The sequence below is a fragment of the Bacillus sp. S10(2024) genome, from assembly GCF_050473865.1.
Lineage (GTDB): Bacteria > Bacillota > Bacilli > Bacillales > Bacillaceae_G > Bacillus_A.
The window spans coordinates 2238032-2262982 of sequence record NZ_JBFLUR010000002.1 but is presented as its reverse complement, the minus strand read 5'-3'; the positions used below and the strand labels follow the sequence as shown (position 1 = coordinate 2262982).

Annotated in this window: 24 protein-coding genes and 2 other annotated features; of the genes, 14 read left to right on the top strand and 10 right to left on the bottom strand. The window is 37.4% G+C overall.

Going from position 1 to position 24951, the window contains the following annotated elements; all coding sequences use genetic code 11:
- Positions 1-38 precede the first annotated feature (38 nt).
- Positions 39-488, bottom strand: coding sequence for a CotY/CotZ family spore coat protein (locus tag AB1280_RS11650; protein ID WP_272187368.1), 450 nt, complete (start codon positions 486-488; stop codon positions 39-41).
- Positions 489-623: 135 nt separating this feature from the next.
- Between AB1280_RS11650 and AB1280_RS11645 the strand changes: the two genes are divergently transcribed.
- Together AB1280_RS11645 and AB1280_RS11640 are read left to right on the top strand one after the other, a co-directional pair.
- Entirely contained in the window at positions 624-983 is a 360-nt protein-coding gene (locus AB1280_RS11645; protein WP_272187369.1) for a DUF1360 domain-containing protein, read from the top strand.
- A 64-nt stretch (positions 984-1047) separates the two neighbouring features.
- Positions 1048-1227 (top strand): cytochrome C oxidase subunit III, encoded by a 180-nt coding sequence (locus AB1280_RS11640; protein ID WP_429755887.1) that lies wholly within the window; start codon positions 1048-1050, stop codon positions 1225-1227.
- Positions 1228-1347: 120 nt separating this feature from the next.
- On the opposite strand, the gene AB1280_RS11635 is transcribed toward AB1280_RS11640, so the two are convergent.
- The 4 genes from AB1280_RS11635 to AB1280_RS11620 form a co-directional block, all read right to left on the bottom strand.
- Positions 1348-3405: an ATP-dependent helicase gene (locus AB1280_RS11635; RefSeq protein ID WP_272187371.1), complete on the bottom strand. Its 2058-nt coding sequence runs from the start codon at positions 3403-3405 to the stop codon at positions 1348-1350.
- 567 nt (positions 3406-3972) lie between these two features.
- Positions 3973-4395 (bottom strand): GNAT family N-acetyltransferase, encoded by a 423-nt coding sequence (locus AB1280_RS11630; protein ID WP_272187372.1) that lies wholly within the window; start codon positions 4393-4395, stop codon positions 3973-3975.
- A 1-nt stretch (position 4396) separates the two neighbouring features.
- Positions 4397-4915, bottom strand: coding sequence for a YjcG family protein (locus AB1280_RS11625; protein WP_272187374.1), 519 nt, complete (start codon positions 4913-4915; stop codon positions 4397-4399).
- A 95-nt stretch (positions 4916-5010) separates the two neighbouring features.
- A complete protein-coding gene (locus AB1280_RS11620) occupies positions 5011-5742 on the bottom strand; it encodes an alpha/beta hydrolase (RefSeq protein ID WP_272187375.1) in 732 nt (243 codons plus the stop codon).
- Between the two features lie 360 nt (positions 5743-6102).
- Between AB1280_RS11620 and AB1280_RS11615 the strand changes: the two genes are divergently transcribed.
- Complete coding sequence (locus AB1280_RS11615) at positions 6103-7014, top strand: DMT family transporter (RefSeq protein WP_429755886.1); 912 nt, start codon at positions 6103-6105, stop codon at positions 7012-7014.
- A gap of 66 nt (positions 7015-7080) precedes the next feature.
- Here the strand turns inward: AB1280_RS11615 and AB1280_RS11610 are convergent, their stop codons facing one another.
- A complete protein-coding gene (locus AB1280_RS11610) occupies positions 7081-7458 on the bottom strand; it encodes an Ig-like domain-containing protein (protein WP_272187377.1) in 378 nt (125 codons plus the stop codon).
- A 305-nt stretch (positions 7459-7763) separates the two neighbouring features.
- The gene (gene putP / locus AB1280_RS11605) at positions 7764-9227 is read right to left on the bottom strand and encodes a sodium/proline symporter PutP (protein ID WP_272187378.1); all 1464 of its coding nucleotides are present in this window, start codon (positions 9225-9227) and stop codon (positions 7764-7766) included.
- A gap of 303 nt (positions 9228-9530) precedes the next feature.
- Positions 9531-9769, top strand: a binding site (T-box leader).
- A gap of 42 nt (positions 9770-9811) precedes the next feature.
- Positions 9812-10046 (top strand) — a binding site (T-box leader).
- A gap of 51 nt (positions 10047-10097) precedes the next feature.
- On the opposite strand from putP, the gene trpE reads away from it, so the two are divergent.
- From trpE to trpA, 7 genes are read left to right on the top strand one after another with little or no spacing between them, the layout of a single operon-like run.
- The gene (gene trpE / locus AB1280_RS11600; RefSeq protein ID WP_272187379.1) at positions 10098-11516 is read left to right on the top strand and encodes an anthranilate synthase component I; all 1419 of its coding nucleotides are present in this window, start codon (positions 10098-10100) and stop codon (positions 11514-11516) included.
- On the top strand, positions 11513-12100 hold the full coding sequence (locus AB1280_RS11595) for an anthranilate synthase component II (RefSeq protein ID WP_429755885.1): 588 nt from the start codon (positions 11513-11515) through the stop codon (positions 12098-12100). Before trpE ends, AB1280_RS11595 begins: the two co-directional genes overlap by 4 nt.
- Positions 12097-13122 (top strand): anthranilate phosphoribosyltransferase, encoded by a 1026-nt coding sequence (gene trpD, locus AB1280_RS11590; protein ID WP_272187381.1) that lies wholly within the window; start codon positions 12097-12099, stop codon positions 13120-13122. The genes AB1280_RS11595 and trpD overlap by 4 nt, the downstream gene beginning before the upstream one ends.
- A complete protein-coding gene (gene trpC / locus AB1280_RS11585) occupies positions 13123-13884 on the top strand; it encodes an indole-3-glycerol phosphate synthase TrpC (RefSeq protein WP_429755884.1) in 762 nt (253 codons plus the stop codon).
- Entirely contained in the window at positions 13881-14483 is a 603-nt protein-coding gene (locus AB1280_RS11580) for a phosphoribosylanthranilate isomerase (RefSeq protein ID WP_429755883.1), read from the top strand. The genes trpC and AB1280_RS11580 overlap by 4 nt, the downstream gene beginning before the upstream one ends.
- Positions 14484-14485: 2 nt before the next feature.
- The gene (trpB, locus tag AB1280_RS11575; protein WP_429755882.1) at positions 14486-15679 is read left to right on the top strand and encodes a tryptophan synthase subunit beta; all 1194 of its coding nucleotides are present in this window, start codon (positions 14486-14488) and stop codon (positions 15677-15679) included.
- Between the two features lie 3 nt (positions 15680-15682).
- Positions 15683-16435 (top strand): tryptophan synthase subunit alpha, encoded by a 753-nt coding sequence (gene trpA, locus AB1280_RS11570; protein WP_429755881.1) that lies wholly within the window; start codon positions 15683-15685, stop codon positions 16433-16435.
- 136 nt (positions 16436-16571) lie between these two features.
- Here trpA and AB1280_RS11565 read toward each other — a convergent pair whose 3' ends face one another.
- The gene (locus tag AB1280_RS11565; RefSeq protein WP_429755880.1) at positions 16572-17129 is read right to left on the bottom strand and encodes a DUF4240 domain-containing protein; all 558 of its coding nucleotides are present in this window, start codon (positions 17127-17129) and stop codon (positions 16572-16574) included.
- 239 nt (positions 17130-17368) lie between these two features.
- Between AB1280_RS11565 and AB1280_RS11560 the strand changes: the two genes are divergently transcribed.
- The 3 genes from AB1280_RS11560 to AB1280_RS11550 all read left to right on the top strand — a co-directional run bounded on the left by AB1280_RS11560 (position 17369) and on the right by AB1280_RS11550 (position 20817).
- Entirely contained in the window at positions 17369-18865 is a 1497-nt protein-coding gene (locus AB1280_RS11560) for an L-lactate permease (protein ID WP_429755879.1), read from the top strand.
- Positions 18866-18948: 83 nt separating this feature from the next.
- Positions 18949-19434, top strand: a complete 486-nt coding sequence (locus AB1280_RS11555; RefSeq protein WP_429755878.1) for a GNAT family N-acetyltransferase — start codon at positions 18949-18951, stop codon at positions 19432-19434.
- 48 nt (positions 19435-19482) lie between these two features.
- Positions 19483-20817 (top strand): CoA-disulfide reductase, encoded by a 1335-nt coding sequence (locus AB1280_RS11550; protein WP_429755877.1) that lies wholly within the window; start codon positions 19483-19485, stop codon positions 20815-20817.
- Between the two features lie 40 nt (positions 20818-20857).
- Here AB1280_RS11550 and AB1280_RS11545 read toward each other — a convergent pair whose 3' ends face one another.
- Positions 20858-21517, bottom strand: coding sequence for a suppressor of fused domain protein (locus tag AB1280_RS11545; RefSeq protein WP_429755876.1), 660 nt, complete (start codon positions 21515-21517; stop codon positions 20858-20860).
- Between the two features lie 330 nt (positions 21518-21847).
- On the opposite strand from AB1280_RS11545, the gene AB1280_RS11540 reads away from it, so the two are divergent.
- On the top strand, positions 21848-22960 hold the full coding sequence (locus AB1280_RS11540) for a WD40 repeat domain-containing protein (protein WP_429755875.1): 1113 nt from the start codon (positions 21848-21850) through the stop codon (positions 22958-22960).
- A gap of 1048 nt (positions 22961-24008) precedes the next feature.
- On the opposite strand, the gene AB1280_RS11535 is transcribed toward AB1280_RS11540, so the two are convergent.
- Positions 24009-24839 (bottom strand): hypothetical protein, encoded by an 831-nt coding sequence (locus tag AB1280_RS11535; RefSeq protein ID WP_272187393.1) that lies wholly within the window; start codon positions 24837-24839, stop codon positions 24009-24011.
- Between the last annotated feature and the right edge of the window lie 112 nt (positions 24840-24951).

The following is a 24951-nucleotide window of genomic DNA, read 5'->3' as shown; positions in this document are numbered from 1 at the left end:
AGGATTCCTACCACCTCAATAGTTTTTTTGTTTACACATTATACGCCTGCAACGTGTACATCACGTAAGCATTGAATTGCACAGAAACAATTTAGATCAACAGTTACAACAGAATTTGTTGCTTGTAGTGTAGCATTAGGGTTATTTAAGAAGAAACAAATTGGATTTTGATCAGGTGGTACGTTTTGTACTTCTAATCCACGTAATACTGCACAGCAATCGTCTACACTTTCTACGCGAAGGACCAACGTAGTACAATCTGTAGTATTAGCGGAAGGAATAAATACTTTGAATGGATCTCCTTCACTAGTAAATAAGATAAATGGGCGTGTATTAGCGAGTCTAGAGCCTTGATGTGCACCAAGGAATGGAACATCGCATCCTGTCGGGCATGTGCTTGTTGCGCAATCTTGTAATTCATTGATGAAGTTTACAACATCACATACGCAATTGATGTGCATACTCTTTTTATCATCATTGTTACCCATTCTTTTCACTCCTTATCATAAGTTTTGATTACACTAATAGAATATTGAATGCGAGGTAAATCGGTTACTGCTCTCAAGTTGTTTTTTTAAAAGGATAAGCCTGTATTTAGCTGGAAAGAAAAGGAGATGAGGAACTTGTTTTTTGAGAGTTGGCTTATGTTTTTTATTTTTTCATGTGCAGTATTTCGTTTAACACGCCTTTTGGTCTTTGATAAAATTACATCTTTTATACGTGCGCCTTTTATTGAAGAAATACAGATTACAGAAGAGGATGGTTCGGTTTCAACGTATATGAAAATAAAAGAAGCGGGTTTACGTAAATTTTTTGGGGAATTGTTAAGTTGTTATTGGTGTACAGGGATATGGGTGAGCGCTCTATTACTTTTATGTTATGAATGGATTCCGAAAGTAGCAGAGCCCATTATTTTATTATTAGCAGTTGCTGGGGTTGCAGCGATAATTGAAACGATTGTAATTCGATGGCTGAATGAGTGAGAAATGAAGGAACGAAACAGAAAGGTTGTTCATATAGTAAAGAGAGTGTTAAAAAATAGAGGAGATGTTTGCCATGGCGAAGTATCAGCAACCAAATCCATATAATAATCTTCAATATTGGTATCAAATGCAGCAACAGCAACAAGGGCAGCAAGAAGAGCAACAACAAGGGCAGCAACTAGAACAGCAAGGATATGTGAAGAAAAAAGGTTGTAACTGTGGTGGAAAGAAAAATAGGTATTAATAAATAATGAAACATGTAAATAATGAGTCTGCTTTTGAACAAAAAATACCCTGTTTTATCCTTTGGGTAAGAAAAAACAGGGTATTTTTTGTTTTATTTTAGAAATCTTTACGTCATATGTTATTTTGTTTTTTGTAGGTCATCTCTCGTCAAAAATAAAAATCTCGAAACATCAAGTTTTTTTCCTCTAAAAAACTGCGGAGAAGAAATGTATAATTCTTCTTTTGCTCGTGTAATTGCTACGTATGCTAAGCGTCTTTCTTCTTCTAATGCTTCGGAGGTATCAGTGACACGGTCGTTTGCATCTTTTAATGATGAGGAATGCGGCAATATTCCATCGCTTGCACCGAGTAAGAAAACGCATGGAAATTCAAGACCTTTGGCATTATGAATTGACATAAGCGAGACAGCATCTTGCTGGACTCTTGTTTTTAATGCTTCCATTTCTTTTTGATTTTGTATTGCTACGTTTACAAATTCTAAATAAGCTGGAATGTCGGAAAAACGATTTGCGGATTCAATGAGCTCTTCAAGCATTTCCTCTTGTATTTCTTTTTGCATTGTGAAAGAAGAGCGGTCATTGCTTTGCAGATATTCTAAGTATTGTCCTTTTCCTTTAATAATTTCTTTTAATGCTTTTTTCGGTTCCAGTTCTTTAATAAATTTCAGAAAATCAATACGATCATTGATTTTCTTTACTTGGAACGACTTTAAATTCGGATTGAGTAAAAGAAAATGTAAAAGGGAAGGGAAACGTCCTTCACCGTATTTCCATTGTTCTCGTTCAATAAATGATATACATTCATCGCGTCCGATATACATCGTTGGCAAAATGCTTGCGAGCGATTCTAACCGAAATGGTTCAAAGGCCAACCGTAGTTGATCTAATACCGGTTTAATAAGGGAGTGCTCATAAAATGATTGGCTTGCTCCGTATTTGACGAACGGTATTTTATGAATCGTAAGCTGATCGAGTAAGGAACGGCTTACAGAATGTGTCCGGTATAATAAGCAAAAGTCTGTATAGCGTCGCTGGCCACTCGCCACTTTATCTTGAATTAGTTGCAATATTTGATTCGCTTCATCCAATGTTGTTGCTGGTCTTGAATAAAACGGCTGTATGCCTTCTTCGCGAACGGAGTACAGTTCTTTGTTAAAGCGTTCTTGATTTAGCTTAATGACTTCATTACCAAGGCCAACGATGTATGGGTTCGAGCGATAGTTTGTATTTAAAGTAATAATGGTTGTATCATCAAATTCTTTTGGGAAAGAAAGAATAATTTGATGGCTAGCTCCGCGCCAGCCGTAAATCGCTTGATCATCGTCCCCTGCGATAAATAAGTTGTTTTGCGGCGCCGCTAATAATTTTACAATTTCATACTGAGCGTATGATGTATCTTGAAATTCATCCACTTCAATATATTGAAAGCGACCTTGCAGCTGCGTTAATAAAGCGGCATTATTTTCTAGCAAATAGAACGTTTCAAGTAAAATATCATCAAAGTCTAAATAGCCATGACTTTGTTTTACGTCTTCATAGCGATGATACACTTCTTGAAATTCACGTTCCACAGGTGTTTTAGCTTGTACATCTTTCGGTCTATTTAATTTATTTTTTTCAAGTGAAATCATTGCTAGCATACTTTCCGCGTCATAGTCATCTTTTAATCGAAGTTCTTTTAAAATTTTCTTTATAATAATTTGTTTATGTTTTTCATTTGCTAAAATTTGTTGGTTGTATCCTTGGCTGCGAAGTAACTTTAAGAATACAGAATGGAATGTTCCAGCAACAAGATATCGGCTCGCTGCGGGTGTCATACCAGGTAATGTTGCTACGCGGCTTCGAATTTCTTCCGCTGCTTTTTGTGTAAAGGTAAGCAGCAATATGTTGCGCGGGTGAACACCTTTTACATTGACTAAATAGCCAACGCGTGTTGTTAAGACAGATGTTTTTCCGCTGCCGGCACCAGCTAATGTAAGAACGGGCCCTTCAGTTTGACGAACAGCTTCTAATTGCTTTTCATTTAAATATATTCCTTGTTTTTCAAGAGCGCGAAAATAAGTAACATCCGCATCATTTTGATGAATTAAGTCCGTAGATGTTTTCGGAATATGATAAATTGCGCGAGGTATATTCGAATGGGTTAATGATTTTTGCGAAAAATTTTCCTTAGTCATAATTTCACCTTCAATAAGTAGCATCAACTTATAACTTTAGCGGAAGATAGGGGAAATGGCAATGTAAAAAAGTAGGTCAGTAATGTGATTGAATGCGGAGGATAGAAATACAGATTGAGAAACCTATTAAAACTCTCTTTTTTTAGAGGGAAGAGAGGGACTGGCCGTGCGTAGAAGCAGGCAGCCTCTTTTCCTGCTGCGGAGTTAAAACAAAGAGAGAAAATGAGTGCTTGTGTAAAGAAAAGATTGTTTATTAGTTGGCGGGTGGAATGCTTTGAGGGAATTTGAAAATATTTTCTGCATGGTATTCTATGTCACCTGGTACAACGATACGTCCTGTCAGTTCAGGTTTCTTATTAGAAGTCATAAAGGAGTTTCCTCCTTATGTCAAAACTCTGTTCCCATTTGATGATTATGAAATAAACTTGGCAATTAGTATTGTTATCGCAAGAATAGTTTGATTTCGGGTCCATCATATATTCAGCAGTAAAGAGAAAAGTACGTTACGAAAGGAAGTAGAAATATAAAAAGAAGCGCCAAACAAGGCGCTTCCACTTTAGTTTCACTTTATAGATTTTTTATCATGACAACATGCGGGATATCAGCTTCCATAAATACATCAGAAGTTGTTTCGTATCCAAGCTTATGATAAAACGGCTCAGCGTGTGTTTGGGCATGAAGTTTCAGCTTTGGAAGAGATTCTTCTTTCGCAAGAACTTCTAATGCGTCCATGATCATCTTGCCAGCGCCTTTTTGGCGGTGAGATGATAAGACACAAATGCGTTCCATTTTCCCAATACCATCGACGGTGCGAAAGCGTCCAGCGCCAACTGGAACGTTTTGATCGTATAATACAACATGTTTTGCAGCGTGATCATGTTCGTCGTATTCTTCTTCGGCTGCAACCTTTTGTTCATCTACAAACACTTGTTTACGAACAGAAAAGGCATCTTCTAGTTGTTTTTCATTTTGTACGACTATAATTTGCAAATTATTGTTGCTCCTTTCCTAAATGGAATGTTTCGTGTACTGACCATGTTCCATTTTCTAGTTGATATAGTAAATGGAAACGATCAATTGGTTGCTCATAATAGAAATCTTTCATCTTTAAGCGACCTAAAACATCTGCATGCTCTGCGTCTGATAAGTGTTGTCCAATTGTAAGGTGCGGTACAAAAGCATATTCGCGATCTTGTGTGAATATACCGCTATGCATTTCTTCGTTTAGGAATGCTAATTCAGGAGTTTTTTCTACTTTAAAATAAATAACATTATTTACAGGTGCAAATGAGCTCACTTTTCCAACATGTAATGTAAATGTGTTTGTTTTATTTGCAATTGTATGAAGCTCTTGCACAATCGTTTCTAATTTTTCATCAGCTACTTCGAAAGGTGCTTTTAATGTAATGTGTGGTGGAACTAATGCATAATGTGGATCATAACGCTTACGCAGACCGTTTGCTTTATCTTGAATCATTTTTGATGGAAAAATTACAATACCTAGTTTCATCTCTAAATTCCTCCCCTTGTCTGAACGTAAAATGTTTGTATGAAAAAAAGAACTCTTTTTTTATTATATCAGATAATTCTGAATGAAACTGTATATTATTTCAGCGCTAGCATTTGAGAAAATGCATGCGGTAAGTTTTTTTGCCAATATTTCCATGTGTGATTGCCATGAAACTCTTCATAATAAGTTGTAAATCCTCTTTCAGTAAGAAGAGAATGCAACTCACGGTTTGGTGCTACAAAGTCAGAAATATTACCATCTGTCGTTTTCACGGCTGTTTCTTCTGTACCGATGATGTGATATAAATCTAACGCGTGCGGCTGCGTAAAGACTTTAGCACGCTCTAGTACAGATTCATTCACAAATGGCGACTGCATAATTACTTTTCCGAATGTATGCGGATACATAAGTGCTGTCATAAATGAAACAGTACCGCCTAAAGAATCTCCAATTAAAACGCGTCCTTTTCCCATTTGATATGTTGGGTATTGCTCATCTAAATATGGAACGAGTTCATGAGCTAAAAAGCGAATGTACAGGTCGTTTTGTGAGCCGTTTGGATGATATTTTTCTTTGCGATCATGTACATCTTTATATGGGATCCCAACAATAATTGTGCGATCAATTTCCTCTGTTTCGCGAAGTGACTCGATAACGCGATGTGCTTTTCCAAGTTGAAAATAATCTCTTCCATCTTGTGCAATAACAATTGTGTGCTTATGAAGCGGCGTGAAATTTGCTGGTAAATAAACGAGAAGCGTTAGTTCTTCTTGCAATGATTTGCTGTAAAATGTTAGTTCTTCAATTTTGCCTATTGTTTGTGTCATCGTGTAATCTCCCCTAAGTAAAAAGTTACTACAACTTTATTTTAGCATAAGAATGCGAAGAATCTAAAAAATTAGTATTCAGTATTGAAAGAAACGGCTATAATGAAATGAGAATTTTGCTTATATGAATACAAATTGAAAAAACGTAACTACTCAGTCACTCTATGAAAAACCGATAGAAAAGCATTTTTTTAAGTGATCGAGAGGGATTGACTATATAGTAGCGGTCAGGTCCTTTTCCTGCCACGTACAAGGTTTGAACACAAAAGTAGCCAATAAGCAGACTCCTTTTGTGCTTGCATGGCAGCAATTTATATGTCGAAAAGTCAAAGTGGATTTATATAGATAAGGAGACAGCATATGAACCAGCAAAAATCAATAGCACTGCCGCTAGCGATTTCGATTATTACGATTTCATTTGCGGCTATTTTTGTAAAAATGTCTACAGCACCATCTTCTATTTTAAGTATGTATCGTTTATGGATTATTGTGATTATTATGTTTCCGATTGTTTGGAAGAAAAGAGAGGAATTTACGAGAATTCAGAAGAAGGACTGGGGGTTTTTAATTGGATCTGGTTTCTTTTTAGCACTGCATTTTCTTCTATGGTTTGCATCGTTAAAGTTTACAACAGTTGCCAGCTCTACGATTATTTTAGCATTGCAGCCACTCGTATCCCTCATTGGAGGATTCTTCTTATTTAAAGAAAGAACAACACTCATTTCACTTGCAACAATGGGAATTGCCATTGTTGGTGTAGGGTGTATTGGATGGGGAGATTTAGGACTGAGCAGAGAAGCGGTCTTAGGGGATATACTATCATTTTTGAGCGTAATTGCGGTGGTTGGATATTTATTTATTGGGCAAACGACAGTGAAAAAAGTCTCGCATTGGATTTATAGTTTTACTGTCTTTACATTTGCAGCTTTATTTTTAAGTATATATAACATGATGTTGCAAATTCCATTTACAGGGTATTCATCATGGGACTGGGCTGTATTTTTCTTACTTGCAACTGTACCGACTGTATCTCAAATGATTAATAATTGGTTATTGAATTACGTAAATGCAACAACCATTTCTATGAGTATTTTAGGTGAGCCTGTTGGTGCGATGATCCTTGCTTTCTTTTTACTTGGCGAAAAATTAAATGCTATGCAAGTGGTCGGAAGTATTCTTGTATTATGTGGTGTGTGTATCTTTTTATTACAGCAACAAAAGCGCCCGTATAAAGAATCGGTAGAAGGCATGATATATACGCAAGAGACGTAGTTGTTTCGGACAATTAAAGTATGCACTCAACTAGCCACCGGTAAAGTACTGGTGGCTAGTTACATTTCATTTCGGTTTGATGATATAGGGCTGAACGTGGACAGTACATAGATCGCGGAATTTTCCTTCTGCGGTTGTGACAACAATAGTAGCTCGTCCGGCTTGTTTTCCTATTACAGTTGCTTTCTGTTTTTCGGTATGAATCTCTATAATATGGGGGTTCATGCACGTCCAAATGATATCTTGGTTACTCGCCTGTGAAGGAAGGACAGCAGCAGTAAGTTCTGCACGTTGCCCAGTTTTTAGTTTTAACTTAGCTTTCTGCAGTTGTACACCGATGACCGGCACAATAGAAGGAATAATGGTAGTATGAGGCAGATTAGTTTGCATTGCAGCATATGAAGAAGAGATAAGGTGTTTTTGGGAATGAAATGGTGATTGCATATAAGGTGTCCTCCTTCTAATAATGTTCTTAGTTATACTATATACAAAGAATGTTAGAAATAATTTAAGGTAATATAAAGAATTTGTTAATTTACAGAAAATTCAGTACAATAATATGTAAATACAAATTGAAAAAATGACATGAAAACCCCTTTTCTTTTCAGGTGGGCAAGAGCACCTGGCCATGCAGAGAAGCGGTCACTGTTTGTTCTGCATAGCAGTGATTTGCATGTTGAAAAATCAAAATGGATTAATAAAAAAAACAATCCCCGCTCCTATTGTACAGAAGCAGGGATTGTTTTTTATTAAGAAGCTATTTTTTCAAATTCGTCAAATTCTTTTTGAACTTTTTCTGATGGTTTTGTTAATAGACTTACAATAATAATAACGAGTAAACTCACAGCAAAACCAGGAATCATTTCATATAGCATATCTTTTAAAAACTTAAATTGTGTCCACGTAATAACAGTTGTTGCACCAGCGATCATCCCAGCAAGAGCGCCCCATTTCGTCATTCGTTTCCAGTACAAGCTTAATAAAATAACTGGTCCAAATGAAGAACCGAAACCTGCCCAAGCGTAACCAACAAGTGCTAGAATTGTGTCATTTTGTTTAAAGGCAAGTCCGCTTGATATTAGAGCAATGACCAGAACGGCCATACGTCCTACAAAAACAAGTTCGCGGTCCGTTGCCGAGCGGCGGAAAAATGTTCGGTATAAATCTTCTGTTACAGCACTTGATGTAACAAGAAGCTGAGAAGAAATGGTACTCATAATTGCCGCTAAAATGGCAGCTAATAAAAATCCAGTAATGAGCGGATGGAATAGAATGTTTCCAAGCTCAAGGAAAATCGTTTCTGGATCTGCTAATTTCATACCTCTGTCAGCATAATAAGCAATTCCAATGAGTCCAGTAAACATTGCGCCAACAATAGAGAAAATCATCCAGCTCATTCCGATGCGGCGAGCACTTTTTAATTCTTTTACAGATGAAATAGCCATAAAGCGTACGATAATATGAGGTTGTCCAACATACCCAAGACCCCAGGCAAATAATGAAATAATGCCGAGTACAGAAGTACCTTTAAAAATATTTAATAGTGTTGGATCGACAGATTGAATCGTATGAAATGCTGATCCAAGACCATTTACATGCATAATTGTTACGACTGGAACTAAAACGAGTGCAACGACCATAATAATTCCTTGTACGAAGTCTGTCCAACTTACAGCTAAGAAACCACCAAATAACGTATATGCTACAACAACAGCTGCAACGATGAAAAGTCCTGTATGATAGTCCATTCCAAATGTATTACGAAATAGAACAGCACCTGAAACTAATCCCGAAGCTACATAAAATGTAAAGAAAATCATAATAACAAGTCCGGAAACAAGGCGTAGCATATGAGATTTATCATGGAAGCGATGTTCTAAAAATTCTGGAATTGTAATTGAGTTGTTTGCAAGTTCAGAGTAGGTACGTAAGCGAGGAGCGACGTATAGCCAGTTTGCATAAGCGCCGAGTGTTAAACCGATCGCAATCCAACTGCTGCTCAGACCTGTTGCAAACATCGCACCGGGTAATCCCATTAATAGCCAGCCGCTCATATCAGCAGCGCCTGCACTAAGTGCTGTTACTGCGGGGCCTAATGTACGCCCGCCAAGCATATAGTCTGTTAAATTTGATGTTCGTTTGTAGGCGATGTAGCCAATCACTAACATCCCGATCATATAGATCGAAATAGAAATTAAAATCTGTGTGTTCATGTTAGTCCCCTTTCCTAAGTAGTATCTTTTGATGAGTTACATATTATAATCTAACATGATTATGTGTAAAAATCTATCCTCTAAATATGAATTTTCAGAAATATAAGTGTATTTAGAAGATATATTATTTTACTAATATAAAGTTTTTTGTTGGTGTATAGCTATTTTTATAGAGTATTTATTATTTTTACATAAAAATGAGTTATTTTGTCAATATAATATTTAAGTTGTACATGAAAAATATTTTTTTAAAAGTATTGACTTCCAAAAAAAGAAAAGCATATAATGATTTCAAATTTAAAAACGCAAGCGTTGATGAAGAAGAGTACATATTATGGACATGTCAGAGAGCTGATGGTTGGTGCGAATCAGTATGAAAGTAATATGGAATGGGCTTCGGAGCTTCCAAACCGAAACGATAGAAGTAGGCTTTGGCGAAAAGATCTCATCGTTACAAGAGACACGTATTGTATTTCGATACGGAAAAGTGCGTTACTTTTGTAACGAATTAAGGTGGCACCACGGGAGTACCCGTCCTTTTTATAGGATGAGTACTCCCTTTTTGTATACAAAAAAATGAATAGGATAAATCGATGAGTAAGAAGAGTACGTATATTGGAGACGTTCCAGAGAGCCGGGGATAGGTGAGAGCCCGGTGCGGTGCCATATGCGGAATGGGCTTACGAGAGGTATGCTGAACTGTAAGTAGGCAACCCGGGTTCCGCCGTTACAAGGATTGGGTATAAGATTGTACCTGAAAAAGCGGGATGCTTTGCATCCAACAAGAGGTGGTACCGCGGTATATTTATCGTCCTCTGCATATTTCCATATGCAGGGGACTTTTTTATTTTGCATAGAGAGGTGACAGTGATGATAACGAAAGAACAATTTATGATGGGAAAACAACAAGGGAAAACCTTTCTTGTTATTCAGGAAGAAGAAGGCGATAGCTTAACACCGATTGCGTTATATCGCCGGATAAAAGGTGAGAAAAAATTTCTACTCGAAAGCTCGCAGCTTCATCAAGATAAAGGACGTTATTCCTATTTAGGATGTAATCCTTACGGAGAAATCAAAAGTATTGGCAAGGAAGTAAAAATTACGATAAATGGTGCGACGGAAAAGGTAAACGGAAATGTATTAACAGAGCTAGAAAGTGTTCTGACATTAGAGGAAATTGAGAGTCCGTTCCCATTTTGCGGAGGAGCGGTTGGTTATATTGGGTATGATGTAATTCGGCAATATGAAGATATTGGAGAGATGCTCGCTGACCCTTTAAATATTCCAGAAGTCCATGTGCTACTTTACCGCATGTTCGTTGTATACGATCATGTAAGGCAAAAACTATCATTTGTATATGTCTATCGCAGCGGCGATACAGATTCGTATGAAGAGGTGTATGAACAGCTGCAAACATATAAACAAAAATTGCTGTGGAAATCAGAGGAACAGGTGAAGGATATAGGTGCTTCCTTATCATTTACATCTTCTGTAACAGAAGAAAGGTTTTACAAAATGGTTGAACAGGCAAAGGAATATATTCGGGCAGGGGATATCTTTCAAGTTGTGTTATCACAGCGTCTGCAAAGTGATTTTACAGGAGATCCATTTGCGTTATATCGTCGTCTTCGCACAGCGAATCCATCTCCTTATATGTTTTATATTGATTTTCAAGATTACGTCGTACTTGGTTCTTCACCAGAAAGCCTACTTTCTGTACGAGAGGAAAAGGTGATGACAAATCCAATTGCCGGAACAAGGCTGCGTGGAAACACAAAAGAAGAGGATGAACAAATTGCGAAGGAGTTGCTTGCAAACGAGAAGGAACGAGCGGAGCATATGATGCTTGTTGATTTAGGAAGAAATGATATAGGACGTGTGAGTGAGATTGGTTCCGTTCAACTAGATAAATATATGAAAATCGAGAAATATTCGCATGTCATGCATATTGTATCTGAAGTTTCCGGAACATTGCGAAAAAATACGGATTGTTTTGATGCATTAGCACATTGCTTACCAGCAGGCACTGTATCAGGAGCTCCTAAAATTAGAGCAATGGAAATTATAAACGAATTAGAAACAGAAAAACGAAATGTGTACGCTGGAGCTGTTGGGTATATTTCATTTTCAGGCAATATGGATATGGCACTTGCGATCCGAACGATGGTTGTAAAAGACGAGAAAGCATATGTACAGGCGGGCGCTGGTGTCGTGTATGATTCAAGTCCAGCGGCTGAATATGAAGAAACGCTAAATAAAGCAAAAGCTCTCTTGGAGGTAATGAAATGATTGTCTTAATTGATAACTATGATTCATTCACATATAACTTGTATCAATTGTTAGGCCATCACACAAAGCAGATTGTTGTCGTGCGTAACGATGAAGTGACAATTGAGGAACTAGCGGACATGAAGCCAAAAGCAATTATTCTTTCGCCAGGGCCTGGAAGGCCGGAAGATGCAGGGATTTGTATGAATGTGATTGGGCATTTTTATCAAACAGTTCCGATTCTCGGCATTTGTCTAGGTCACCAAGCGATTGTTACTGCTTTTGGCGGAGAAGTTGTGCGGGCAGAACAGATCAAACATGGGAAAACGTCGCTTGTAAAACATAATGGCACATCAATATTCTCATATGTAAAGCAACCGCTGACAGCGATGCGTTATCATTCACTCGTAGCAAGGCAGCACAATCTTCCGAGTTGCTTTGATGTATTAGCGACAGCGATGGATGACGGAGAAATCATGGCAATTTGTCATCATTACTATCCGCTTTTCGGATTACAGTTTCATCCAGAATCCATCGCAACTGAAGAAGGCGATAAATTAATACAGGCATTTTTATCCCGCATTAACGAGGGGGAGAGAGTATGAATGGCTATCTTCGAAAATTAATAGAAGGACAAGATTTAACGGAACAGGAAATGTATGAAGCGGGTATTAGCTTATTAAGCGAAAATATTTTAGAAAGTGAAATTGCAGCCTTTTTAGCATTGTTAAAGGCAAAGGGGGAAACGGCAGATGAAATATACGGCCTTGTTCGCGCCCTTCATGAAAAAGCATTGCCGTTTTCCAATCATATTGCAAATGCGATGGACAATTGCGGAACAGGAGGGGACGGAGCGCAAACATTTAATGTGAGTACAACATCAGCTTTCGTACTTGCTGGTGCAGGTGTAAAGGTTGCGAAACATGGTAACCGTGCCGTTTCTAGTAAAACAGGAAGTGCGGATTTATTAGAAGAACTCGGTGTGAACATTGCATGTTCGCCAAAGCACATTGATTATTTGCTAGAGAACGTTGGAATTGCCTTTCTGTTTGCGCCAGCAATGCATCCAGCACTGCGCCGCATTATGAAAGTAAGAAAAGAATTAAATGTTCCAACAATCTTTAATTTAATCGGACCGCTTACCAATCCCATTCATTTAGAAACACAGTTCGTCGGGATTTACAAACGGGAGATGTTACTTCCAGTGGCAGAAGTCTTGCAAAAGCTTGGTAGAAAAAGAGCAATTGTTGTAAATGGCAGTGGGTTTTTAGATGAAGCATCTTTGCAAGGAGAGAATCACGTAGCAATTTTAAAAGATAACAACATTATTGAAATGAGTATTTCTCCAGAAGAGTATGGATTTTCATGTGTGAAAAATGAAGCGATTCGAGGCGGAGATGCAAAGGGAAATGCCAGTATTACATTACATGTGCTGCGCGGAGAAGATAGCGTATACCGTGATACAGTGTTATTAAATAGCGGGCTTGCCCTCTTTGCAAACGGAAAAGCAAGGACAATTGAAGATGGTATTCGCTTAGCGGCTCGTAGTATTGATTCAGGAAAGGCGCTGGAGAAATTAAATTTATTAATTGTTGAAAGTAACAAAAAGCTAGAGAGGGTGAACTAAATGGAAACAATTTTAACGAAAATTATTGAACAAAAAAAGAAAGAAGTAGCAGTGTTATATGAAACGTATACCCCTAAAAAGAAAAACCGTACATCATATTCTCTCGTAGAAGCATTAGGGAAATTTACTATAATTGCAGAAATAAAACGTGCTTCACCATCTAAAGGGGATCTTAGCTTACATGTTGATATCGCAAAACAAGCAGAGCTCTATGAAACAAATGGTGCAGGAGCAATTTCTGTTTTAACAGATAGTCAATTTTTTAAGGGCTCGTTTCACGATTTAGAAACGGCAAGAAATCACGTGAATGTACCGCTTTTATGTAAAGATTTTATGATTGATCGAATCCAAATTGACCGAGCGTATGAAGCAGGGGCTAATCTCATTTTACTGATTGTTGCTGCATTAACAAAAGAACAGTTATTTGAGCTATATACGTATGCAAAAGAAATCGGCTTAGAAGTGATTGTTGAGATTCATAACGAAGAGGAGCTAGAAATAGCGTTAGAGCTAAATCCTGATGTCATTGGAGTAAACAATCGAAACTTGAAAACATTCGAAGTGGATTTAAGAACAACGGAACAGCTTGGGAAACGGTTAAATGAACAAAACGTCCTTTGGATTAGCGAAAGCGGTATTCATAAGAAAGAAGATATGATTTGTGCTAAGCAAGCCGGGGCAAAAGGAATTCTTGTCGGAGAAGCATTCATGACTGCACCGTCTGTCGGAGACTTTTTTCAAGTGCTGCAGGTATCGAAATGAAAGTAAAGATTTGCGGGATTACCGATATAAGAGCGGCAAAAATCGCTTGTGAATACGGGGCAGATGCCATTGGCTTTGTATTTGCAAAAAGTAAGCGGGAAATTATGCCGGATGGGGCAAAACAAATCATTGAAGAGCTCCCTGAGAATGTAATGAAAGTTGGCGTTTTCGTAAATGAGCCAATTGAAGTAATACAGAATATTGCAAAGCATTGTGGTTTAACACATGTACAACTGCATGGGGATGAACAAAACTATCATATTAGAAGATTGAATATTTCGTCTATAAAGGCAGTCGGTGTAAGCTCGTGTGAAGATATAGAACGAGCAAAGGAATATGAAACTGATTTTATACTATTTGATAGTCCGAAAGAAGAATTTCATGGCGGAAACGGAAAAACATTTTCATGGGAGTTATTGCAGTCAAATCCGATTGGAAAAAAAATCATATTAGCCGGCGGATTAAATCTTGAGAATATAACAGAAGCGATTGAAATGGTTCAGCCGTATATGGTTGATGTGAGCAGCGGTGTAGAAACAAATGGCAAAAAAGATATTGAGAAAATAAAACAATTTATAAAAAAAGCGAAGGAGTGTTAACTATGCAATATGTCTATCCAAATGAAAAAGGTCATTACGGTATATACGGAGGGCGTTATGTTCCAGAAACGTTAATGCAGTCTGTTTTAGAATTAGAAGAAGCATATAAAGAAGCAATGCAAGATGAATCATTTCAAAAGCAGTTACAACATTATTTACAAACGTATGTCGGCAGACAAACACCTCTTTATTTTGCGGAAAATCTAACGAAGTATTGCGGCGGAGCAAAAATTTATTTAAAGCGCGAAGATTTAAACCATACAGGTGCTCATAAAATTAACAACACAATTGGGCAAGCACTCCTTGCAGTGCGAATGGGTAAGAAAAAGGTAGTAGCAGAAACCGGGGCTGGGCAGCATGGAGTCGCAACAGCAACTGTATGTGCCTTGCTTGGCTTAGAGTGCGTCATTTTCATGGGAGAAGAGGATGTGAAGCGTCAAAAATTAAATGTCTTTCGAATGGAACTGTTAGGCGCAAAAGTGGAAAGTGTTGCAGCAGGAAGCGGAACGCTAAAAGATGCAGTAAACGAGGCGCTTCGCTACTGGGTTGCACATGTACATGATACGCACTATGTGATGGGATCTGTTCTTGGACCGCATCCGTTTCCGCAAATGGTACGTGATTTCCAAAGTGTGATTGGCAAGGAAACGAAGAAACAATATGCAGCGCTAGAAGAAAAATTACCGGAAGCAGTTGTAGCTTGTATTGGCGGCGGCAGTAATGCGATGGGAATGTTTTATCCATTTGTACAAGATGAAGAAGTTGCACTTTACGGCGTAGAAGCAGCAGGAAAGGGAATCCATACAGAAAAGCATGCCGCAACATTAACGAAAGGAAGCGTCGGCGTCCTGCACGGATCGATGATGTATATTTTGCAAAATGAAGACGGACAAATTCAAGAGGCGCACTCGATTTCAGCAGGGCTTGATTACCCGGGGGTTGGTCCGGAACATAGCTTATTAAAAGACATTGGCCGTGTATCGTATCATTCCATAACAGATGAAGAAGCGCTCCATGCTTTTCAGTTGTTAACGAAGAAAGAGGGGATAATCCCAGCATTAGAAAGTTCACATGCTGTGGCGTATGCACTGAAACTAGCACCTACTATGAAAAGTGATGAAGGGCTTGTAATTTGTTTATCAGGACGCGGCGATAAAGATGTGGAAAGTATAAAACGTTATATGGAAGAGGTGTAAGTGATGGGAGTAGAAAGAATAAGTGAAGCATTTCAAAATGGAAAAAAGGCGTTCATTCCGTATGTAATGGGTGGAGATGGTGATTTGCAAGAACAAATTCGTTTTTTAGATGGAGCCGGAGCAAGTATTATTGAAATTGGTATTCCATTTTCTGATCCAGTTGCAGACGGACCAACGATTCAAAGAGCAGGAAAACGAGCTTTAGAAAACGGATCGACGTTAGATGGGATTTTCCAAGCACTTGCGGAAGTGAGAAGAGAAGTGCAAATTCCATTTGTACTCATGACCTATTTAAATCCTATTTTAGCATTTGGGAAAGAGCGTTTTATAGGGCGCTGCATCGAAGCTGGAGTCGATGGGATTATCGTGCCAGATCTTCCATATGAAGAACAAGATATCATTGCACCACTGCTATGTGATGCAAATATTGCGCTTATTCCGCTCGTAACAGTAACGAGCCCTATAGAACGAATTCAAAAGATTACAAGTGAATCACAAGGATTTGTTTATGCTGTCACGGTAGCGGGCGTAACGGGAGTACGCCGCGATTTCACGCAAGAATTACACACATACTTAGAAAAGGTAAAAGCGAATGTTCAGCTTCCTGTTGTTGCAGGGTTTGGTATATCGAAGGCGGAGCAAATAGAGGAAATGACTCGAGTATGCGACGGAGTCGTTGTTGGAAGTAAAATCATTGAACTGTTAGAGAAGGAAAAGCGAGATGAAATTCGCGAGCTGATTGCTGCGGTGAAATAAAGGAATAAGCTCCCTAAAGTGCACATAGAGTGTCGAAGCGCCGATATATTTTAAAAAACGGTCGATATATGAGTGGACATATAAAAAGGAGCTGACTCAAACGAAATTTACATCTCTTTTGAGTCAGCTCCATATATTAACCTAATGGATTTTCACCAAAACGTTCCCATAATTTTGGGAATCGCTCGGCTAATTTGTCTTCATCTTCTTCCCAGTCAAATTCTATGTCTTGTTCAAATGACTCATAACCTTTTTCATCAAGTAACGATGAAAATTTCTCCCATATCTTATTATCCCACTCTGTATCTCCTGTTTCTTTTAGGCTAAAAGCTTCAAATCCAGTACTTAACATTTCCTCAAGTTCTGGAATGAGATCTTCCTCTTCATAATAAGCAGGAATTAAGCTAGCTAGGTTTTCAGGGTTTTGCACAGTGGATTCAAATGTTTCTTTTCCACATGCGATGAGCCAACCTCTAAAGTAATCAAATGAATCGTCGGAGCATCCACCTAAAATAATATAAGCAGCTGCCCATAAAGAGGAAGTGTAGGATTGCCCTAAAGCAGTTTGGAAATGCATTTCAAAATCTGCAATTTCATCTGCGGATTTTGCAGCTAACTGCTCAATTAACCATTCAACTGTTTCGTCTTTTGAATTCATATCTGAAATAAGTTGCCAAAATTGTTCTTGGTTCATTGCTATCACTCCTCTAAAAAAGGTGTTTTTTGTAGTGTAACATGTTTTTAATAGTTTACTAGATAAAGAATCTGATAAAAAAACGACAAAAAATGAATTGAATATTCTGTCTTATGTTATATAATATCTTTTAACATATCGGTCGCAGTAATGTATGGCCGAATTATCTTGACCAACTAAAAAGAAGAGGGTTTTATAACGTTTTTTTAATTGTACCTTACAAGAAACGAGATGATGGTATGGCAATACTACTGGCTCTTATTCCAATCATGATGATTTTCATTTGTTTATTTGTCTTCAAGCAAACATCGCTGAAAGCATCGATAATTTCTTATGTCGTGTGCAGCGGAATTGTTTTACTATCACCGCTATTTCGCCTGCAAATGGGGGAGATTGCCCATGCCACAATAAAGGGCGGTTTAATTTGTTTCATCGTTGGATATGTATTATTTTTTGGTATTTTTTTATTTCACCTTATGAATAAAATGGGGTATATCGATCAAGTTGCTCGTTTTATGGAACATGTTACACATGACCGTTTACTGCAAATGCTCCTCATGTGTTTTGGGATTTGTCCCCTTATTGAATCGGTAAGTGGTTTTGGAATTGGATTTATGGTGGCTGCTCCTATTTTTCTTTCGCTCGGTTATAAGCCGTTTCAAGCCGTTTTGCTTTCGTTTATCGGTTTATTAGCAAGCTCATGGGGAGCAATGGCGACCGGAACGATTATTGGTTCAGGGCTAATTCATATGCCTTTAGTACAACTTGGTTCTGGTACAGCAGTATTAAGTGTGCCGAGCTTTGCATATTTTATCATCCTTTCATTGTATATAGTCGGCGGCTGGGCGGCAGTAAGACAAAAATGGAAAGAAGCAACAGGATTTTTTCTATTATTTTCTTCTTCTATCTATTTATCTAGTACATATGTAAGTGTTGAATTAGCAGGGATTTTAAGTGCAATTGTAACGATAACGTTTGGATTTATCATTATTAAAATGACGGCAAAACAGCAAAAGGAAGTGTATTCGGAGCAAGCAGCTGCTGAGCAGAAAGAGGTATCCATTATAAAAATAGTTAGTCCATATTTATTTTTAACAGTGTGCATCTTGCTTTCTCGCTTAATTCCATCCTTTCATAGTACGTTACAATCATATGCTGTTATTCATTTATCATCGTACGCTTACAAACTTGAGTTACTGTATTCGCCAGGATTTTGGCTTGGGGTTACATGTTTATTTACTATTATTTTTTTCCAAATTCCTTCTATTATAATAAAACAGTCATTACTGCAAACGGTGAAACAATGGATCCCCTTTGCGATTACAACGACAATGTTTATTGCGATTTCAGAACTAATGAGTGCAGCAGGGATGCACGCTTTATTAGCAGAATCCGCTGGTCATATGTTTGGAACGATGTTTGTTTTCGTCGCCCCGTTTATCGGTAGTATAGGCGGTTTTTTAACAGGAAGTAACGCTGGATCAAATGCGATGTTTATGAGGCTACAAATGCAAACCGCGCAGAACGTAGGACTTCCGTGGCAGTTTGTGACAACGGTGCAAAATACAAGTTCTTCTTTCGCGACAATTGCGTGTCCATCGCGAATTACACTTGGTGCTTATTTATGTAACATTCCATTTCGGGAAAATGAGCTCTTGAAGAAGACGACGCTGATGATTTTTGGGGCTGTGTTAATTGTGGTGGTGGAGGTTTTTGTGTGGCGTCTTATTGTGTAAAAAACATTTCTCTTATAGGAGAAATGTTTTTTTTGTAGAAATATAGATATTTACATTATTAAAGAAGAAAGAGTGGATGCAAGATGAGTATAAATTTAAGGGATATTACAAATGAGAATTGGATAGAGTGTATATTTTTAACGACAAATAAGGAAGATAAACATTTCGTTTGTGAAGAGTTTGTTGCTTCGAATGCCTTATCATTAGCCCAATCGAAGATTCAAAAAGGTTGGATTACAAAGGCAATATACAGTGATGAAACAATGGTCGGCTTTACAATGTATGGATATTGTGAACAACATCATTTTTTTGAAATATGTAGACTTATGATAGATCATAAACATCAAGGAAAAGGGTATGGGAAAGCGGCATTATTACAGGTAATCGAAGAGATGAAAAAAGATGCGAATTGTAATGAAGTTTTTCTATCTTTTGAACCAAATAATATTGTTGCTAAACAGCTCTATAAAAGCATCGGCTTTGAAGATACAAGCAGAATGGTTGAGGGGGAGTGTTTGTATAATTTACCATTAAAAGGGGTGGAAAGTTCCGTAATGACTGATAATTGAAGAAAATGGGAATTGTAAACGATAGATAATGACAGAAGGAGTGACACGATGAAATACGTTATTATAGGCGGAGATGCAGCTGGAATGAGTGCAGCAATGCAAATTGTTCGCAATGACCAAGAAGCAAATGTAATCACTTTAGAAAAAGGCGAAATCTATTCATATGCACAGTGCGGCCTTCCTTATGCGATTAGCGGAATCATTGCTTCGACTGAAAAGTTAATTGCTAGGAGCGTTGATACGTTTCGGAATAAATATCATATTGATGCCAAAGTGAATCATGAAGTGACACGTGTAGATCCAGCGAGTAAAAAAGTATATGGCATACATACGCAAACATCAGAACCATTTGAATATGAATATGATCGTTTATTAATTGCAACGGGTGTGCGTCCAGTTATGCCGAACTGGAAAGGTAGTGACTTGCAAGGAGTTCATCTATTGAAAACGATCCCGGATGCGGAGCGCATTATGGAGACGCTACATAATAAGAAAGTTGAACATGTTACCATTATTGGCGGCGGTGCAATCGGGATAGAAATGGCAGAAACATTTGTTGAACTTGGAAAAAAAGTGCGTATGATTGAACGGAATGATCATGTCGGTACTGTTTTCGATAAGGATATGGCAGCATATATTCATGAAGAAGCAACAAAACATAACATTGAAATTCTGATAAATGAAAATGTGAAATCGTTTCAAGGGAAAGAGCAAGTTGAGTCTGTGGTAACAGATAAAGGAATGTATGAAACAGATCTTGTTCTCGTATCAGTTGGAGTTAAACCGAACACTGATTTTCTAGAAGGAACAGAAATCATTAAAAATCCAAAAGGTGCGATCCAAGTTAATGCATATATGCAAACAAATATAGAAGACATTTATGCGGCAGGAGACTGCGCGACGCAGTACCATATTATTAAAGAAAAACATGATCATATTCCGCTTGGAACAACGGCAAACAAACAAGGAAGAATTGCGGGACTAAACATGGTGAATAAACGAAGGGCGTTTAAAGGGATTGTCGGAACAGCGGTTATGAAATTTATGGACATCACATTAGGACGAACGGGTCTAAATGAAAAAGAAGCAGAACAATTACAAGTACCATATGAAATTGTAAAAATAGATTCGACAAACATAGCGGGATATTATCCAAGTAAGAAACCGCTGCACGTAAAATTATTGTATCGTCCGGATACAAAACAATTGTTAGGCGGACAAGTAATCGGCGAGCAGGGTGTAGATAAACGAATAGACGTACTGGCAATGGCGTTGTTTCATAAAATGACGATTCATGATTTAGAAGACGTTGACTTAAGTTATTCTCCGCCGTTTAACAGTGTATGGGATCCGTTGCAGCAAGCAGCGAGAAGAGGGGAATAAAATAAAGCATCTCTTGAAAGAAGAGATGCTTTATTTCTGATTATAAATAAGATTTTATTCGTTTCATATCGGTAATTAAATAAGGATTATCTTTCCTCATATTTTTTACAAGAACTTCAGCTTTTGTGTAGTCTTCTTTCAGAACTTCTAATTCTTGTTGTGTAATTCCGACCAATTGTATGAAGTTCACTCTACCATGAACAGTGTCAAGTCCTTCTGCTTCCGTATCACTTACAACTAGTAAAGCAGTAATAGCAGATTCAACACCAATATGAAGAGACGATCCATTCCCTGCCACAAATTGCATGGGCTCAAAAAACCTTTTCTGTGTGCACGTATAGCGAGCAAGATTAGATAGCATATCAATTGCCCACATACAATCTTCATTCGTATCCTCTTTCAGTTTGATAGTCATTTCATAACCCCAGCGGCTCCATTCACCACCAAATGCGTCTTCATCTGTGTAAAGCGTCGTCATTCCATACGTTAGTAAATGCTTGTAACCATTTGGGGATTGATAAATACTGTAACCATCTAAATATTGGTCTCCACCAAAAAAGGCCCGTTTATGAAATGTAGTTCCATAATGTGCGGGTTTCTGATTCGGATAAAGTTTATCAAAAACTTCATCAATTGCTTCCCATCCTGGTGCCCAATCTTCTTGTTCTGATGCTTGTTTTTTATATTCTTCTAAAATCAATTCGTATTACCTCCTTAATCTTGGTAAATGCGTGCCGTTACAATGATAAAATAATAGAATACTAAGTTCTACTACTCTTCTTTAGCTTTAGGTTATATTTACTTCTTACCTCATAGGAAAAACTATTCAAATACCATTTTATGAAATATGTATTATTCAACTAAACTGCATTGTTAGTTAAAGAACAATCATATGTGGATTATAACATATTTTTCCATGGATCTTAGCTGTCCACTTAAAAAGTATAGATATTAGTAGTAAATCCTAGAAGTGGCAGAGTATTAGACTTATTCAGAGGTCATTTGCTACAGTTAGGAAGAGGTGAAACGAATGCATAGAATGTTGATAGATAGAGCTAGTGGGAAAACTTGGAGTATTCAAAGAAATGATAGCATACTTATCACTTCGACTGGGGGCAGAAAACCTCGGAAGAAGCAGTTCGATAATGCTGAGCAGGCAGCCAAGCAGATGGAGAAGGAAATTTGGCAGAGATTGAAGAAAGGCATGATCTATCATAATTTGGAGGTATCGGCAGGAGAACCGGTGCTGCAGCTATATTTGGGAAAGGGATATACAGGATTTCTTCCTTTTGTCCCCATACCTGGAACTAATTCATCGTATGTTGGATATGTTATTGGTCAGTTTCAGCGAGAAGAGATTTATTTAATAGACGAATACGGAGGGAAACAAGTCATTTTTGAACTTGGAGAAAATCATATTGTATATGATATGTACTATTGTCCTCATGCGGGTGAATTGGTATTGAATGAGTGTCATTCGATAAGAGGATATGAGGTGAAGAGCGGGGAGCTTAAGTTTTATTCGGAACCGCTGCATGCTGAATTGACGGTAGGGAATACGCTTTCTTTATCGAGTGATAGAGTGCTTTGGTATAATGATTCCAAGCTTATCGTGTATGATCTTGTAAAGGAAAAGATCATCTGCCAGGTAGCAGTAAATTGCGAGATGTATGGAGGACACAGTACACAGTTATGTGCTGCGCTGTCACATAGCGGAGATAAATTCGCTTATTGTACGAATAGTAGGGAAGTAAGAGTATATGATATTGCCTCTGGTCAAGAAGTAGTATTGCCAAAATCTATCCATGCTATGACAACAAGGATAATCTTCTCCCCGGATGATCATCTTTTGTTTACTCAGGAGCAATACGGGTGCTGGGATTTACTTGTATATGATTGGCAGGCTAAGAAGAAATGCGAGGATTGGCAGATAGGTGAGACTAGGAGTTGTGCGATTCATGCGGAAAAAGGACTGGTAGCTGCTTATGACAGAGGAGCGGTACGACTGTATGACTTTGTAACAAAACGGCATGCAACTACAATCGCGATTGAGCATGTGGTGAAATCTTGCAATATAGCATTCACTGAGGACTATTTGGACGTTTATACAGATTATGGTTGCTTTAGTCTTTATGCGTTGTAAGGGAGAGACCTCACCTTGCCGAAGTTTTTGCACGGTGAAGCTACGTGCAAAATTCAGCATCTAGCATAGATTTGTATGAAAACTAGGATGAATTGCTTACGTTAGAATGCCATTTAATTCTTATGCAACTTATTCAACGATAGGCTGTGATTGTAGAACAACGCTAATGTTAGTCTAAAAAGTAGACACGACAAACTACTTTCTCACATTAAGTTAGGCTTTATTTTTAATTCACACTTTTTGCGTACCGTACAATTTTTTTAATATAGCGGTATTGTCATCAACCTAACAAAAATAAACGAACGGAAGAAGATAAAAATTGAGCAATTTGCACAAAGTTTTTGTTGTGGATAATTATGAATTCTTGACTTGATGAGCATGAGACAATGAAAAATATTTCTATAAAATGAATAAAGAGAATAAGATATAAAGTCTTCATGATAGTTCAACAAGGGAATCTGGCCAACTTGATTGACTTACGGCGGGAACTTCATTCAAATTAACTATGAATGCTAACATGTCAATCATTGTACCTGTAACTTTGTAAATTCGTAAAATCCTCATACTATTTCAATAACTAACTTTACTGTTGTTTATTTTGAGCAAAGATTAGCCAAAGTATAAAAATACTTACTTGATTGCTTTTTTGTGTAAAAAAGAGCCTTGTTCTATACGAAGAAAATGAATAGTAATGCAAATATACTACTGGCATTCTTGTAAGACAAAATGGTTAAATCTTATTTTCTTCTCAACAACATGACATTTTTATTTCTCAACATGATAACCATTATTTATATGATAATATAAAAATTGTAGTTCCCTTAATCACCTTTCCTGTAAGATCAATATGTAGAAAAACAAATCCCCATTTAGAGGGTTTATTTTTCTACATATAAAAATTTCACGTACTATATTTATTGTATAAATTTAATTTCGACAAATATACTTATGAGTGCCACCGTTTGCTCAATTCATAAAAAAGCTATCCTAGGGCAATAAAAAAGTAATCAGAGTACATCCAGATAGATGCAGAGAGGTGTGTGAATCTCTAGATGTATTTACGTTTTATATGATAAAAAATATAGCTGATGGCAAGCGTGATACAAGAAAATAAAATAGCAATGCTAGAAAAAGCGAGTAAGTAAGCATTATACTTTGCTATATTTGCGATAATTGCATGGCTATTAAAATGAAAAAGACCTCCTATAACATTGAAGAGAAGTAGGAACAAAAAGATCGTGATTAGTCCATCTAATGCACCTTGTATGTCAGGTTTACTTAAGGCAATATGCGTAGAGATACAAATTGCTAGGATCAGAAAGAGCCAAAAATAAGGATTCAACAGATTATCAATAGTAAAAATGCTTTTTAATAATAGGATAGAAGATAAAACAGTATGTTTGAGCATATCACTCATAGCGCCGCCTGGCTGGATATTTGTTTCAAGGCCATTCATAAATACTGAGTATGAGTGGGGGAGAAGGCAATATATTAAGCCAACTAGCGCGGCAATTCCTGAAAAAATAGGAGCAATACCGATAAAGAAATTACCTATTTTTTGATAGATACTTTTCGGATTATATTCGTGCTGTACATATCCTAAATACCCGTTACTTGTATTCGTTGGAAACCATTGAATATCCACGATTTTATGCCCAAATAAGACGCACATAAAGGCATGCCCGAATTCGTGAATGGGTGTTCCAATCCACGAGGTTAAGAGGAAGCCATTTCTTCCGAAAGCTCTTGTCCAATATGTTCGCGAACGATTTTCTAAATAGCCTAATAGAAATCCAACTACAATAATCCATCCTACTAATGAAGCTAACTGAATAAAGGTTGTCATAAGCATTGTAAAAAAGAAATTTCCTAATTCCATTTTGTCACCTTGTCCATTGTTATTTTATAACTAGTAGATTACGATAATTGCGTAGCATCAGTCTACAATTATTTTTGTAATGGAAGTAGAAATGAAGAAAACCCTCTTGCAT